Here is a 14,505-nt window from a genome sequence, read left to right on the forward strand (position 1 = left end):
AGTAACGGAGCTAACAGGAGACCAGCAGATCATTTTGGAGGTATTGGGTGAGCGCTACCGACAAATTTATTCCTAAATCAGGTGCGGAATGTCGGGTTTATGACTACAAGCACTATCAATAAACATCTTAAAACTCCAAAAATACACAAAAATTAAGTGAGGGAGGTATACACCTCCCTCACTTACTATGTCTGTACAGCACTTTGAGTTAGAACTTAAATTCTTTTAACGGGTTCACATTACTTTTTACTGACATTTCATTATTTAACCCACCAAAAACGCCCTTAACCGGGCAAACTCCGCGGGCAAATTAACGGAGAGCAGCGGCAGCTCGGCGTGTTTGGCCAGCGGGCCGGGTAGCGGTACATCGAGATTGAGGATCTCGTCCACCGACTCTTTAAACTTGGCGGGATGAGCAGTGCAAAGGAACACCCCCACCTCATCCTCGGCCAGCTGTTCGCCCAGCAGATCCCAGGCAATGGCCCCGTGGGGTTCGCACAGATAATCCAGCTGGTGCAGCCGTTTCAGGGCGGCGCGAGTCTGGGCGTCGTCACGCATACCTGACCCCAGGGTCTCCAACGCCCAGCCTTTGCGACGGCAGAGCTCTTCTACTCGTGGCCAGTTGTTGGGGCGGCTGACATCCATGGCATTCGACAGGGTGGCCACTGTCTGGTGCGGCTCCCACTGACCGGTTTTCAGGTAGCGCGGCACGGTGTCGTTGGCGTTGGTGGCGGCGATAAAGCGCTTCACCGGCAGCCCCAGCGCCTTGGCGATGAGGCCCGCAGTGAGGTTGCCAAAGTTGCCGGACGGCACGCTGATCACCGCCTTGGCGCGGGAGGCTTTGGGCAGCTGGGCCACCGCTTCGAAGTAGTAGCAAACCTGCGCCAGCAGACGGCTGATATTGATGGAGTTGGCGGAGTTGAGGCCAATGGCCTTTTTCAGCGCCTCGTCGTCAAAGGCCTGTTTTACCAGCGCCTGACAGGCATCGAAGTCGCCATCGATGGCGATGGTGCGGATATTGCCGCCGAGGGTGCAGAAGAGCTTCTCCTGCAAGGGGCTGATCTTGCCCTTGGGATAGAGGATCACCACCTCGATCCCCTCCAGCCCGTAGAAGGCGTGGGCCACGGCGGCGCCGGTGTCGCCGGAGGTGGCGGTGAGGATGGTGATCTTGTCGTTGGTGCGGAAGGCCGCGAGGCACTGGGCCATAAAGCGACCGCCGAAGTCCTTGAACGCCAGAGTCGGGCCGTGGAACAGCTCGAGGGCATAAGTGCCATCTTTCAATTTCACCAGCGGCGCCGGGAAAGTGAAGGCGGCGTTAATCAGCTCGCTCACCTTGGCGGCGGGTACTTCATCCCCCAGCAGGTGGCTGATGATGCGGGCAGAGCGTTCGGCCAGCGGCAGATCCAGCAGGGCATCCACATCGGCGAGCGGTTCGAGTTGTTCGGGGAAGAAGAGCCCCTGTTCGCGACCCAAGCCCTGACGCACCGCCTGCGCGAAGCTCACCTGTTCGCTGTTGTCCTTGATGTTGTAGAGATTCATAGCTCGCTTCCTGTTACCCGTGCCCCGGCCATGTCCAGTTTGCAGACCCGGGCAAATCCATCTTCGTTCTGCACGAAATGTGCTTCCATCCAATCTTTCATCCGCTCGGCCTGCGCCAGATCCTTCATCACCACAAACACGGTGGGACCGGAGCCGGAGATGCCAGTAGCCAGCGCCCCGTTCTGGGCCGCCTGCGCCCGCACCTCGGCAAAGCCTTCAATCAGCGCCGCGCGGTAGGGTTCGGCAATCACGTCTTTCAATACGCTGGCAGCCAATCCCTCCTGCCCGGTGTAGCTGGCGTGGACAAAGGCAGCCAGGCGGCGGCCATAGGTGAGGCAATCCTGACGGCGATATTGGGCCGGCAAAATGGCGCGGGCCGCGGCGGTAGAGACCACAGTGCCCGGATAGCAGACCACCCAGTACCACTGATCGAACACCGGAATACCCTGACTGATAACGCCGTGCTCTTCCAGCACCAGCTGCATACCGCCGAGATAACAGGGGGCCACGTTGTCGTAGTGGACGGAGCCGGAGATCTTGCCTTCCATCTCCCCCATCAGCAGCAGCATGTCGTGCTCGTCGAGAGGCTCGCCGTGGAAGGCGTTGAGCCCCTCCAGCGCCGCCACCACGCTACAGGCGCTGGAACCCAGACCCGAGCCCACCGGCAGATTCTTCTCCAGCACCATCGCCAGCGGCTTGAGTTTCAGGCCCCGCTTCTCCAGCGCCTCGCCATAGGCCACCCAGCAGTCATGGAGGATATTCTTTTTCGGATCGTCCGGCAGCTTATGGGCGTAGCGGCCCACGGATGAGAGCGCAAAAGGCACGTCAGCCACTTTTACCTGCACCCGATCGCCGAGCAGAGAGCCATCCACGGGGGCGAGCGCCGCCCCCAGTACATCGAATCCCACGCTCAGGTTGGCGCTGGAGGCTGGGGCATAGGCAACTACGCTGCCGCCTTCAGTCATATAAGAGGGGTACATGTCTGAACTCATGCTTACAACTCCTGCTTCCAGTTCTGGGTGCGCAGCACGTCGGCAAAGACGCCCGCCGCAGTCACTTCGGTACCGGCGCCATAGCCGCGCAGCACCAGCGGGATCGGCTGGTAGTAGGTGGAGAAGAAGGCGAGCGCGTTCTCTCCGTCTTTGACCTTGAACAGCGGCTCGTCGCCACCGACCGCCTTGATGGCCACCTTGCACTTGCCACCCTCGATGGAACCCACATAGCGCAGCACCTTGCCTTCACGCTGGGCCGCGGCGAACTGGTCGCGGAACCAGCCGTCGGCTTCGGGCAGGCGGGCCATAAAGGCTTCCACGTCGCCGCTCACATCAAATCCGGGCGGCAGCGCCTGCTCCACCTCGACATCGGAGAGCTCCAGCGCCATGCCGGCTTCACGAGCCAGAATGAGCAGCTTGCGCGCCACATCCATGCCGTTGAGATCGTCGCGGGGATCCGGCTCGGTAAAGCCGTTGCTGCGAGCGATTTGGGTTGCCTCGGAGAAGGCCATCCCTTCATCCAGCTTGCCGAAGATAAAGGAGAGGGAACCGGAGAGAATGCCATCGAAGGCACGCAGCTTGTCACCGGCCTTGATGAGGTTTTGCAGGTTCTCGATAACCGGCAAACCGGCGCCCACGTTGGTCTCGTACAGGAACTTGCGGCGAGTCTGGCGGGCAGTGCGGCGCAGCGCCTTGTAGTAATCAAGCGAACCGGTGTTGGCCTTTTTGTTCGGAGTCACCACATGGAAACCGGCGGCGAGGAAGTCGGCATACTGGACGGCCACCGCCTCGGAGGAGGTGCAGTCAACGATCACCGGGTTGATGATGTGGCTATCTTCCACCAGCTTTTTCACCCCTTCCAGCGAGAAGCTGTCGCGGGCTTCCACCAGCTGTTCACGCCAGTTGGCGAGGTTCAGGCCATCCTTGTTGACCGCCATCTGGCGGCTGTTGGCGATGCCGACCACGCGAAGGCCAGTGCCCTGCTCGGCCAGTACCGGTTGCTGGCGGGCGATCTGATCCACCAGCGCGGCACCGACGCCACCGACCCCGACCACAAACAGATCGATAAACTGCTGGCTGCCAAAGAAGTTCTGGTGGCACGCCTTGATGGCTTCCGCCACCTTGCGATCCCGCACCACCGCCGAGATGGAGCGCTCGCTAGACCCCTGTGCAATGGCGACGATATTGATGGAGGCTTGCGCCAGCGAGGTGAAGAAGCGGGCCGCCATCCCCTTGCTGGTGCGCATGCCGTCACCGATCAGGGAGATGATCGCCAGATCGCTGATGATATCCAGCGGCTCCAGCAGCTGGTTTTTGAATTCGAGCTCGAACTCGCGCTCCAGCACCTTGCGGGTCTTGTCGCTGTCGTAGCTGTGGATACAGAAGCTGACGCTGTACTCGGAGGATGACTGGGTGATCAGCACGATACTGACCCCGGCGCGGGAGACGGCGGAGAAGATGCGACCGGCCATGCCGACCATCCCCTTCATGCCGGGGCCGGAGACGTTGAACATGCACATGCCGGAGAGATCCGAGATGGCCTTCACTTTCAGGTCATCATCGCCGCTCTCCGGGCCAATCAGGGTGCCCGGCCCCTGCGGGTTGAAGCTGTTCTTGATGAGGCAGGGAATATGGAACTGGGCCACCGGCGCGATGGTTTTCGGGTGCAGCACCTTGGCGCCGAAGTAGGAGAGCTCCATCGCCTCCTTGTAGGAGAGGGTTTTCAGCAGGTAGGCATCCGGTACCAGACGGGGGTCGCAGCTGTAGCAGCCCTCGACGTCAGTCCAGATCTCGCAGCACTCGGCATCGACACAGGCGGCCAGGACGGCGGCGGAGTAGTCGGAGCCGTTGCGACCCAGCAGCACGGTCTCGCCCTTGTCGCTGCCACCGGTAAAGCCCGGCATCAGGTAGAGGCAATCGCTACGCAGCCCCTTGGCGGCAAAGCGCAGGCGGGAGGCTTCGATGTCGACATGGGCTTCCAGATAACCGCCGTCGGTGACCAGCAACTCTTCCGGTACGATCAGCTCCAGATCCAGACCGCGCACCCGCAGCAGCTCGTGCATAAAGGCGATGGAGAGGTTCTCGCCACGGCTCAGAATGCGCGCTTGCACGTTGTCCGGGCAGAGTCCCAGCAGACGGATGCCCTGCATCAGGCGCTCAACCTGATCCAGCTCGGCGGTGAGACGGGCCAGCAGCGCCTTGTCATCGAGCGCCGGATAGGCCGCCTTCAACCCGGCCAGCAGGCGGGAGAAGATGCCATTGACTTCAAACAGGGTGGAACTGGCATCCATGCCGCGACTGGTCTGCTCCACCAGCGCCACCAGATGATTGGTCACCTTGGCAGGAGCAGAGAGCACCAGGGCTACCTGAGATTGGCCGTGGGTGTTGACCGCGATATCGGCCACCCGTAAAAAACGTTCTGCATCGGCCAGTGAAGACCCGCCAAATTTCAACACTCTCATCGCTTTCTCTCCCTGTAAATCTATGAAATTCAATCTAAAAACCAATCCAACAAAAAGGCCCGTACTGGGTGGGTACGGGCCTTTTTTGATTTCTGTGCTTGTTCGTCAGCGCATCAACCGGCCCCAGTGCCACCTGTGGTGGTACCGGTAATAATGGTGGTGGTGATGACGTTGGTGAATAACTGCATGACGAACACTCGTTGACGAAGCTGGCTTTTAGCAATACCGCGGCGGGCGATGGGCTGTCAACTTAAACCTCTTTGCCAAGTTTGCGCGCAAGGTCTTTGCAGAGCAAGTGGAGCATGTTCAAATCCCGCTGCGGCAGCATGGGTACCCGGTCCATCACCCATTGATGTAGTTTTTCATCCTGCGAAACCCCGAGTTCACCAAGCAATTCTGCTGTTTTGCTTTTCAGCACCCGAACCTGCCCGGCGTTATCAAAATTTTCTGCTACCGCAGCGTCGCCGTCGGCGTTCAGCTCATCCATCAGCTGACTCATCTCGTAGGCGTAGAGCATGATCGCCTGCCCCAGATTGAGGGACGGGTAGCTCACCTTGAGGGGCAGATAGCTGATGAGATCGACCTCGGCCAGCTGCTCGTTGGATAGCCCCGACTCCTCACAGCCAAAGACGATGGCGACCTTGTCGAGGGAAGGCTTGCTGCGGATCTGCTCGCGGATCTCCCCCGGCGTGAGGTAGTGCTGGTAGCGACCGCGCTCACGGGCGGTGGTGGCGATCACCAGATCCATGTCGGCCAGCGCCTCGGGCAAAGTCTCGAACGCTTCGGCCTGAGTCAGGATCTCCTGAGCGCCGTGGGCCACCCAGCTCGCCTCCTCCTCTTCGTGTACCCGGCTAGCCACCAGTCGCATGGCATCGAATCCCATGGTTTTCATGGCGCGGGCAGCTGCCCCCACGTTCGCAGGTCGGGCAGGTGCCACCAGGACAAAATAGAGCTTCATCGGGTTTCCTCACAGGCCGGACGGCCTCTCAAACAGACAGCAAACAGTCGCTAAACCATCACCAAAACAGGGGCGCAATCTACCGTTTATCCCCGAAAATTGCCACTTGAACAGACGTTTGAATGTTGCGATAGTGGCCAGACGTGTGAACAAATTACACCCAATCCTTCGCGCTATCGGCCCGACAGATCACAAGGAAGAGAGAGATGCAGCAGCCATTGGAACAGGCCGTCGCCGAGACTATCTTGCAACGCTTCGAGTCGTTTTACAGCCGGTTTCTCGAGATAACCCAGGGCAGCAAGAGCCGCTTCGAGAACAGTGACTGGCTGGGGGTGCAGCTCGCCGGGCGCGAGCGAATTCGCCTCTATGACCACCATGTGGGGGCCACCGCCAGCTCCATCCGCCAGATGATGGGGGAGCACCACGCCACCCAGGAGCTGCTCAAGCGGGTCAAGAGCGCCTTCAGCGATCTGCTGCCCCGCTGTGACAACTTTGAGGTGGCGGAGTCCTTCTTCAACTCCGTCTATCGGCGGATCTTTCGCCATCGCAATATCCGCGACGAGAACCTCTATATCCACCCCTTTGTCAGCCGTGGCGAAAAACCCGATCTGAGCGCCCTGCTGCGCATCTATCGCACCGATCTGGCCCACTTGCCGCAGACCTTGAGCCAGCTACTTGGCGATTACAGCTTCACCCTCCCCTACGAGGACAAGCAGCGGGATATTGTCGACATCCACCGCCATCTTGCAGAGAACGGCCCGCAAATACTCCATGACGAGCCCTTTGCCATCGAGCTGCTCAAAGAGGTGTTCTACCGCAACAAGGGGGCCTATCTGGTGGGGCTGATCCGGGCCCGGGATCAGGTCTTTCCCTTTATCCTGCCCCTGCTCAGCACAGGCCACAGCATCTATGTGGACACGGTGATCTTCGAGCCGGATCTCGCCTCCATCGTGTTTGGTTTCGCCCGCGCCTATTTCATGGTTTATGCCCGCGAACCGGCGCTGTTTGTCGCCTTCTTGCGCCAGATCATGCCCCACAAGCCCGATTACGAGATCTACAACGCCATCGGCTGCCAGAAGCACGGCAAGACCGAGCTCTATCGCCACTACCGCCACCATCTGGCCCAGAGCCGGGATCAGTTCATCATCGCTCCCGGCATCAAGGGGATGGTGATGAGCGTGTTTACCCTCCCCTCCTACGATGTGGTGTTCAAGGTGATAAAAGACGAGTTCACGCCTCCCAAGGATGTGAGCCACGAGCAGGTGAAGGCAAAATACCGGCTGGTTAAACAGCACGATCGGGTGGGTCGGATGGCCGATACCCAGGAGTTCACCAACTTCGAGTTTCCGCTGGACCGCATCTCGCCGGAGCTGCTTGCCGAGCTCAAGACGGTGGCACCGTCGGCGCTCACCATCAGCGACGACAAGCTGGTGATCAAGCACCTCTACACCGAGCGCAAGATGATCCCCCTCAACCTCTATCTGGACAAGGCGGACGAGCAGCAGACCCGGCTCGCGCTGGAGGAGTACGGCAACGCCATCAAGCAGCTGGCGGCGGCCAACATCTTCCCGGGAGACATGCTGTTCAAGAACTTCGGCGTCACCCGCCACGGCCGGGTGGTCTTCTACGACTACGACGAGATCTGCTACATGACGGAGTGCAACTTCCGCCAGATCCCGCCGCCCCGCTACCCCGAGGATGAGTGGAGCGCCGAGCCCTGGTACTCGGTGGCCCCCAACGACATCTTCCCCGAGGAGTTCGCCACCTTCCTGCTGCAAAAGCCGCAGGTGCGGGAGATCATGTTGCAGCTGCACAAGGAGATGTTCGACGCCAACTACTGGAAGATGCTGCAGAGCAACATCAAGGTTGGGGTGTTCGAGGATGTCTATCCCTACCGGCGCAAGAAACGCTTCAAATACCAGCGCGGCGGCTGAGTCCACAGAGTCCGCGCACATCGCAGCAACGAAAACGGGGTGGCCCAAGCCACCCCGTTTTGCTGACCGCTGCGCGACTTAACTGCCGCGACGGCGGATCACCCCCTCCTGCATAGTGCTCGCCACCAGCACCCCGTCGCGGGTAAAGAACTGACCGCGCACCAGACCGCGACCGCTGCTGGCGCTCGGGCTGTCTACCACGTAGAGCAGCCAGTCGTCGAAGCGGAAATCCCGGTGGAACCACATGGAGTGATCGATGGTGGCCACCTGCATATCCGGCTCCCAGTACGACACCCCGTGCGGCTGCAGCGAGGTGAGCAGGAAGTTGAAGTCAGAGGCGTAGGCCAGCAGGTATTTGTGCACCCGCAGATCATCCGGCATCTGACCGTTGGCCTTGAACCAGACGTGACGCACCGGATCCTGCACCGTCGGCCGAATAGGGTCGACCAGGGTCACCGGGCGCATCTCGATGGGCTGCTCGCAGAGGATCTTGTCCCGCAGGGAGGCCGGGATCAGGTTCTCGTAGGGACGCACCAGCTCCAGCTCGCTCTTGAGCTCCTCCGGCGGGGTGATGCCGGTCGGCATCTGCGCCTGATGCTCGAAACCATCGGCCGGCACCTGAAACGAGGCGTTGAGATAGAAGATGGGCTTGCCGCCCTGAATCGCCTTGACCCGGCGGGTGGAGACGGTCTGGCCATCACGGATATTCTCCACGTCATAGACGATGGGACGGGTCACATCCCCCGGACGCAGGAAGTAGGAGTGAAAACTGTGAACCTGACGGCCGGTCTCGACCGTCTGCTTGGCGGCTGACAAGGCCTGCCCCATTACCTGTCCGCCAAACACGGCCCGCAGACCGAGATCCTGGCTCTGGCCCCGAAACAGGCCCTCCTCGATTTTTTCCAGCGCCAGCAACGCCAGCAGCTCATCAAGTACCTTGCTCATTGTTCACTCCTCTATCAGAGCCGCACAGGCTAACAAGCTCACCGGAGCAGAGCAACCGCCACAACCCCTTCCGCCCGCCAAAGGGAACTTCAAGGGCCATACACCGCGACCAGCAGCATTTATCGAGTCTGTTTTTTCCTTGCCAGAACCGCTACGCTGTCAGCAATCGATAGAGGTGAGGTCACCCGCCATGCACATCCGTTATCCGGTCACGCCCTCTGCCACTTATCGCCTCCGCTCGTCCCTTCGCTTTCTTGCCACCCTGTTTGCTCTCTCGCTGCTCCCGGCCGCCACGGTGCAGAGCGCGGTAATTATCACCGGCGAATTGCCCCCCTACTCTTCAGCGACGCTGGCCAATGGCGGCGAGCTGGCAAGCAAGGTGCTCACCACTCTCAAAGCGGCAGGCCACCCGGATCTGAGGGTCTCCTACCAGCCCTGGCCGAGGGGGCTTAAAAACATCGAGCTGGGCAACGCCATCGCCGCCTTCCCCTTTACCTGGACCAACGAGCGCAGCAACACCCTGCTGTTCAGTACCCCCATCGCCTTCGATATCCAGTCCTGGTACACCACGCCCGACCAGAAGGGGCTGGAATCCCCGCCCTAGCAGCAGAAAACCGCCTGCGTGCCCAAGGGGTGGTTCTCCGATGCCATCGAGCGGGTGACCATCGAGCAGAAGCTGATCGTCAGAACCACCAACCGCCTCAACCAGTGTGTCGAACTGCTGAAAAAGGGCAAAGTAGATCTGGTGCCCATCAACGACACCTCGAAAAAGAACCTCTCGGAGGAGGACAACGCCGCCCTCTACCGCCTCTCGTTGTTTCGCCAGAACGTCACCTTCTATCTGGTCACCGCCCGCAATGAAGAGGGAGAGATGTTTATCCGCGACTTCAACAAAGAGTGGATGACACCGGCCAACTGAGGAGTGCAAGAGCAATCATTGCCATATGACCGGAGCCAGCCGGCAGCTGGAGGTCCCCCGCTAGAGATGAAAAGGCCCGCACCAGTTGGTGCGGGCCTTTGCTTGGCCGACTGTGCGCTACTTGACGGCGCGCAGTTCGCAACGGGTTGTCGGCTTACTTGCTGCCGGTACCGGAATTGCGGGTAGAGGCTTGCGGCTTGCGACGGGCGGTGGTGGCGCGAGCGCGCGGCTCTTTGCCCTGCATTTCTTTGTGACGCTGCACGGCGCGACGGATCTGGGCTGCCTGCTTGTGACGGCTGGTTTTGCCATCTTGCTGCAGATCGACCTTGGATTCGGTCTCCGGCGGCAGGTTGACCAGACCGCGCAGGTAGTTCACTTCCGGCAATTTCAGCTCTTGCCAGCCGCCGCGCGGGATGCCGCGGTCCAGCTTGACGTCGCCGTAGCGGATACGCATCAGGCGGCTCACCTGCACTTCCTGGGATTCCCACAGGCGGCGCACTTCACGGTTGCGACCTTCGGTCAGGGTGACGTTGAACCACTGGTTCAGACCCTCACCGCCAGCCGGTTTGATCTTGTTGAACTTGGCGGTACCATCTTCCAGCTGCACGCCCTTGCGCAGACGCTGCAGCATGGCTTCGGTGATCTCGCCAAAGACACGTACCGCGTATTCCCGCTCCACTTCGTGGCTCGGGTGCATCAGACGGTTGGCCAGCTCACCGTCGGTAGTGAACAGCAACAGACCGGAGGTGTTGACGTCGAGGCGGCCGACCGCAATCCAGCGGGCACCTTCCATCTTGGGCAGGCGATCAAACACGGTGGGACGACCTTCCGGATCGTGACGGGTACACATCTCCCCTTCCGGCTTGTGGTAAGCCAGTACGCGGCAGATCACTTCCTCTGCGGCACGGGTCTTGACCTGGTGACCATCCACCCGGATCACGGCGTTCACTTCGACGCGATCCCCCAGTGTGGCGACCTTGCCATCCACACTGACCCGACCTGCGGTGATCAGGGCCTCCATCTCACGACGGGAGCCGTGACCCGCGCGGGCCAACACTTTTTGCAGTTTTTCACTCATCGGGGTTACCTGATTGTTGATCGCTGCCCACAGGTAATAGGGGCAACGGGGTTAACTGTAACAAACGCCGGTTGGAGCACTCGCCACAGTTGAAAAATGTATATCTCGGTGACATCGGCACGCTTGGGCGCCATTCACCGGGCATCGTTCTCCCCGTCCACCGCAGAGGGCAACAGGGGTTGCATCTCCGGATCCAGCTCTGGGAGCTGCTCCAGACTCTGCAGATTAAAATAATCCAGAAACTCTCTGGTGGTAGCGAGCAGCTCGGGGCGACCCGCCACCTCTTTGTGGCCTATGCTGCGCACCCAACCACGCTCTTTCAGGGTATTCACTATCTGGCTCGACACCGCCACCCCGCGGATCGCTTCTATCTCGGCCCGGGTGATGGGTTGGCGATAGGCGATAAGGGTCAGCGTCTCCATCACGGCGCGCGAATAACGCGGCGCCCGCTCGCTCCAGAGCCTTGAGAGCTCTTCGGCATACTCCTGACGCGCCTGAAAGCGCCAGCCGGAGGCGACCTCTTTGAGTTCGACGCCTCGCGAGCTGTAATCTTGCCTGATCTCGGCCAACAGTAGCTGAACATAGCGACTGGTCACCGGATAATCGGCCAGCACGCTGCTTTTCAGTTCGCTGACATTGAGCGGGCGACCGGCCACAAACAGCGCCGCTTCGATCAGGGTCTTGAGTCGTTCAGTGGGCAGCGCCACGGTTGCCCTCCTCGCTCTGCTCGGCCAATGCAAAATGGATTGGGCCCAGCGGTTCTGCCTGCAGGATCCAGATCAGTTGCTCCTTGCACAGCTCCAGCAGGGCCAGAAACGTCACCAGCACCCCCATGCGCCCCTCTTCGGCGCGCAGCACCTGCTCAAGGCGCAGGGTCTGCCCCAGCGTGAGCATGGCGAGGATCTCCGCCATGCGCACCCGGGTCGGGATCTGTTCGCGGCGGATCTGGTGATGTTCGAAATGAGTCGCGCGTTTTACCACACTTTGCATGTAAAGGGCGAGCTCAACCAGCGAAACATCGGGCGCCAGTGGCTTGAGGGCGCCAAAATCGGGGGGCAAGGCAGCGGCGATATAAATCTCCCGATCCACCCGTGGCAGCTCATTGACCCTCTCCGCCCCTACCTTGTAACGCTCGTACTCCTGCAGGCGGCGAATAAGGGTCACCCGCGGGTCTTCTCCCTCATCTTCATCCTCCAGCTCCGGCGCCTTGGGCAGCAGCAGGCGGGATTTTATCTCCGCCAGCCAGGCCGCCATCAGCAGATATTCGGCCGCCAGCTCAAGGTTGAGCCCCTGCATCAGCTCTACGTACTCCATGTACTGGGCAGTGATCTGCAGGATCGGCAGGTTGAGGATATCGAGCTGCTGACGCCGGATGAGGTAAAGCAGCAGATCCAGCGGCCCCTCGAAGGTATCGAGGAACACCTCCAGCGCATCGGGCGGGATGAACAGGTCCTGAGGCAGCTCGTGATAGGGCTGCCCCAAGACTTTCGCGATGGGTAGCGCGGCGCCAGTCCCCGTCTCGGCGGAAGGGACTGTCACCGGTTCAGCGACATCACTCAAACGGGGTCGGGTCTCCGGCGCCGCGGCGACGCAATACCGGCTCGTCGTCAGAGAAATCGACCACAGTGGTGGGCTGCTCGCCCAGATAACCGCCGTTGACCACCAGATCGATCTGCTTGCCCAGCTTGTCGAAGATCTCTTCCGGGTCAAACTCGGCCATCTCGGAGTCCGGCAGGATCAGAGTGGTCGAGAGCAGCGGCTCGCCGAGGGCTTCCAGCAGTGCCTGGGCAATCTTGTTGTCCGGCACCCGGATGCCGATGCTCTTCTTCTTCTCGTTCATCAGGCGGCGCGGCACCTCTTTGGTCGCCTTGAAGATGAAGGTGTAAGCGCCCGGGGTGTTGTTCTTGATCAGGCGAAACGCGCTGTTGTCGACCTTGGCGTAGGTGGAGATCTCGGAGAGATCGCGGCACACCAGAGTGAAGTCGTGGTTGGCGTCGAGGCGACGGATGCGGCAGATGCGCTCCAGCGCGCCCTTGTCACCCATCTGGCAACCCAGCGCATAACCGGAGTCGGTCGGATAGACGATGACGCCACCGTTCTGGATGATCTGTACCGCCTGACCGATCAGACGGGCCTGGGGGTTTTCCGGATGTACGTAAAAATGCTGACTCATAGCTTGTTCTCGCAATGGGGGCAGCAATACCTGCCCGCTCGTATGGTCACGGGCCAAAGACCCATGACACTACCTTAACCTGTTTGTGGCCGCTTCGCTGGCGCCGTTACCGGCTCGCCAGCAGCTCGGCATGTTGCTCGGTGGTGAGCCCAAAGTGACCGGGATAGGCCAACCAGACTGGCATGCCTTCCTTTGGCAACCAGAGGTGGCGGCCCAGCTCGGTCCAGTTGGAGGGGAAGTGAAAATCCGATCCCACCGAGATATAGAGGTCGTGATCCTTGGCCCACTGGCCCAGATTGGCCCGCTCCTGCGGGCTCTGCTGGGGCAGCGAGACCTCCATGGCATCCCCACCGGCCGCCTTGAAGGCCACCAGCAGCCGCTTGATCCACTTGGCGGTGAGATCGTAACGGCTGGGGTGGGCCAGCACCGCCAACCCACCGGCGGCGTGAATTGCAGCGATGGCTTCGCTCATATCGGGCCACTCGGCCGGGGTATAGCCTTTATTGCCACGGCTCAGGTACTTTTTGAATACCTTCTGCATGTTGTCGGCCACCCCGCGTGCCACCAGCACCCGGGCAAAGTGGGCGCGGGTCACGGCAGCGTCACCGGCGAGCGCCTTGGCTTCTTCATAGGTGCCGGGGATGAGGCACTTCTCCAGACGACGCCCGATTTCCAGCGCGCGCGCCTCGCGACGGGCCAGCTGACCGGCCAGAAAGTCGGTCAGTTGCGGATTTTTTTCATCCACCCCCAGTGCCACGATATGAATTTCGTGATGCTCCCAGCCGGTGGAGATCTCGACCCCGCTCACCAGTCGCAGCGGCAGTTGCTCGGCGTCGATGGTGCGGCGCACCTCATCAAGCCCGGCGAGGGTGTCGTGGTCAGTAACTGCTAACACCTCGACCTGTTTCTCGGCGGCGCGGCGCACCAGTTCGGCGGGGCTCAGCACCCCGTCGGAGGCAGTGGTATGGCAGTGAAGATCGAATCTCATCAGGTTATTCCGCTCTCGTGGTCAGGTCACCATTCATGGCAAATCGGTGAAAGAAGGCTAAAAAGCGACTTGACTTGGCCGCGGCTTTATCGTTTTCTGTAGGCACTTCATTGCAAACATCTTTTTACAGGACTTTATCATGCAAACGACTTCCATCCTGACCATCTGGTGGTGGCACACTCCCTGACATGCGGGCGTGTGGTCGTTGCTGTACCTGTAATCTGACAGCAAATTAAGAACCCAAAGAAAAAGCCCGCTGACCCCAGCGGGCTTTTTTATTATCCGGCAAATGGACCTGTGATGAAACCGAGAATTCAGACAAGCAAGCTGACCTGGCGATGGCGCCCCTGAACCAGCCACCCCGGACCAATTAAATTTCTAAGGAATTCAATGTCATGAACATCGGTAAAACGCATCACACGCAAGGGAACGCACTATGACAGCCACACATCGCCTTCCTCTGGGGGAATTCGATACCCTCAAGCTCAACGCCCCCTATGTGGCCGATCCGCTGGCG

13 protein-coding genes are annotated in these 14,505 nt (G+C 60.3%); 3 read left to right on the forward strand and 10 right to left on the reverse strand.

Annotation, left to right across the window (positions count from 1 at the left end; genetic code table 11):
- Positions 1-264: 264 nt before the first annotated feature.
- From thrC to AB5Y85_RS01220, 4 genes are all read right to left on the reverse strand, one after another.
- Positions 265-1,539, reverse strand: a complete 1,275-nt coding sequence (thrC, locus tag AB5Y85_RS01205; protein ID WP_257687831.1) for a threonine synthase — start codon at positions 1,537-1,539, stop codon at positions 265-267.
- The gene (thrB, locus tag AB5Y85_RS01210; protein ID WP_257687832.1) at positions 1,536-2,531 is read right to left on the reverse strand and encodes a homoserine kinase; all 996 of its coding nucleotides are present in this window, start codon (positions 2,529-2,531) and stop codon (positions 1,536-1,538) included. Before thrB ends, thrC begins: the two co-directional genes overlap by 4 nt.
- A gap of 2 nt (positions 2,532-2,533) precedes the next feature.
- Positions 2,534-4,993 carry a bifunctional aspartate kinase/homoserine dehydrogenase I gene (thrA, locus tag AB5Y85_RS01215; RefSeq protein ID WP_257687833.1) on the reverse strand — a complete coding sequence of 820 codons (2,460 nt, stop codon included), beginning with the start codon at positions 4,991-4,993 and terminating at the stop codon, positions 2,534-2,536.
- 250 nt (positions 4,994-5,243) lie between these two features.
- Entirely contained in the window at positions 5,244-5,951 is a 708-nt protein-coding gene (locus tag AB5Y85_RS01220) for a tRNA/rRNA methyltransferase (RefSeq protein WP_257687834.1), read from the reverse strand.
- A gap of 206 nt (positions 5,952-6,157) precedes the next feature.
- On the opposite strand from AB5Y85_RS01220, the gene aceK reads away from it, so the two are divergent.
- Complete coding sequence (gene aceK, locus AB5Y85_RS01225) at positions 6,158-7,885, forward strand: bifunctional isocitrate dehydrogenase kinase/phosphatase (protein ID WP_058059117.1); 1,728 nt, start codon at positions 6,158-6,160, stop codon at positions 7,883-7,885.
- Positions 7,886-7,963: 78 nt separating this feature from the next.
- Here aceK and tesB read toward each other — a convergent pair whose 3' ends face one another.
- A complete protein-coding gene (gene tesB, locus AB5Y85_RS01230; protein WP_005338122.1) occupies positions 7,964-8,830 on the reverse strand; it encodes an acyl-CoA thioesterase II in 867 nt (288 codons plus the stop codon).
- Between the two features lie 190 nt (positions 8,831-9,020).
- Here tesB and AB5Y85_RS01235 point away from each other — a divergent pair, with 190 nt between their 5' ends.
- Positions 9,021-9,434 (forward strand): hypothetical protein, encoded by a 414-nt coding sequence (locus AB5Y85_RS01235; protein ID WP_257687835.1) that lies wholly within the window; start codon positions 9,021-9,023, stop codon positions 9,432-9,434.
- A gap of 18 nt (positions 9,435-9,452) precedes the next feature.
- Positions 9,453-9,749, forward strand: coding sequence for a hypothetical protein (locus AB5Y85_RS01240; RefSeq protein WP_257687836.1), 297 nt, complete (start codon positions 9,453-9,455; stop codon positions 9,747-9,749).
- A 154-nt stretch (positions 9,750-9,903) separates the two neighbouring features.
- Here the strand turns inward: AB5Y85_RS01240 and rluB are convergent, their stop codons facing one another.
- The 5 genes from rluB to AB5Y85_RS01265 form a co-directional block, all read right to left on the reverse strand.
- On the reverse strand, positions 9,904-10,827 hold the full coding sequence (gene rluB, locus AB5Y85_RS01245; RefSeq protein WP_005347347.1) for a 23S rRNA pseudouridine(2605) synthase RluB: 924 nt from the start codon (positions 10,825-10,827) through the stop codon (positions 9,904-9,906).
- Between the two features lie 134 nt (positions 10,828-10,961).
- Complete coding sequence (scpB, locus tag AB5Y85_RS01250) at positions 10,962-11,534, reverse strand: SMC-Scp complex subunit ScpB (protein ID WP_252657393.1); 573 nt, start codon at positions 11,532-11,534, stop codon at positions 10,962-10,964.
- On the reverse strand, positions 11,518-12,387 hold the full coding sequence (locus tag AB5Y85_RS01255) for a ScpA family protein (RefSeq protein ID WP_252657392.1): 870 nt from the start codon (positions 12,385-12,387) through the stop codon (positions 11,518-11,520). Before AB5Y85_RS01255 ends, scpB begins: the two co-directional genes overlap by 17 nt.
- Positions 12,380-13,000, reverse strand: a complete 621-nt coding sequence (locus tag AB5Y85_RS01260; RefSeq protein ID WP_005338129.1) for an L-threonylcarbamoyladenylate synthase — start codon at positions 12,998-13,000, stop codon at positions 12,380-12,382. Before AB5Y85_RS01260 ends, AB5Y85_RS01255 begins: the two co-directional genes overlap by 8 nt.
- Positions 13,001-13,106: 106 nt before the next feature.
- The gene (locus tag AB5Y85_RS01265) at positions 13,107-13,988 is read right to left on the reverse strand and encodes a PHP domain-containing protein (RefSeq protein ID WP_252657391.1); all 882 of its coding nucleotides are present in this window, start codon (positions 13,986-13,988) and stop codon (positions 13,107-13,109) included.
- Between the last annotated feature and the right edge of the window lie 517 nt (positions 13,989-14,505).

It is taken from the genome of Aeromonas sp. R3-1, assembly GCF_040908345.1.
Taxonomy (GTDB): Bacteria; Pseudomonadota; Gammaproteobacteria; order Enterobacterales; family Aeromonadaceae; genus Aeromonas; species Aeromonas veronii.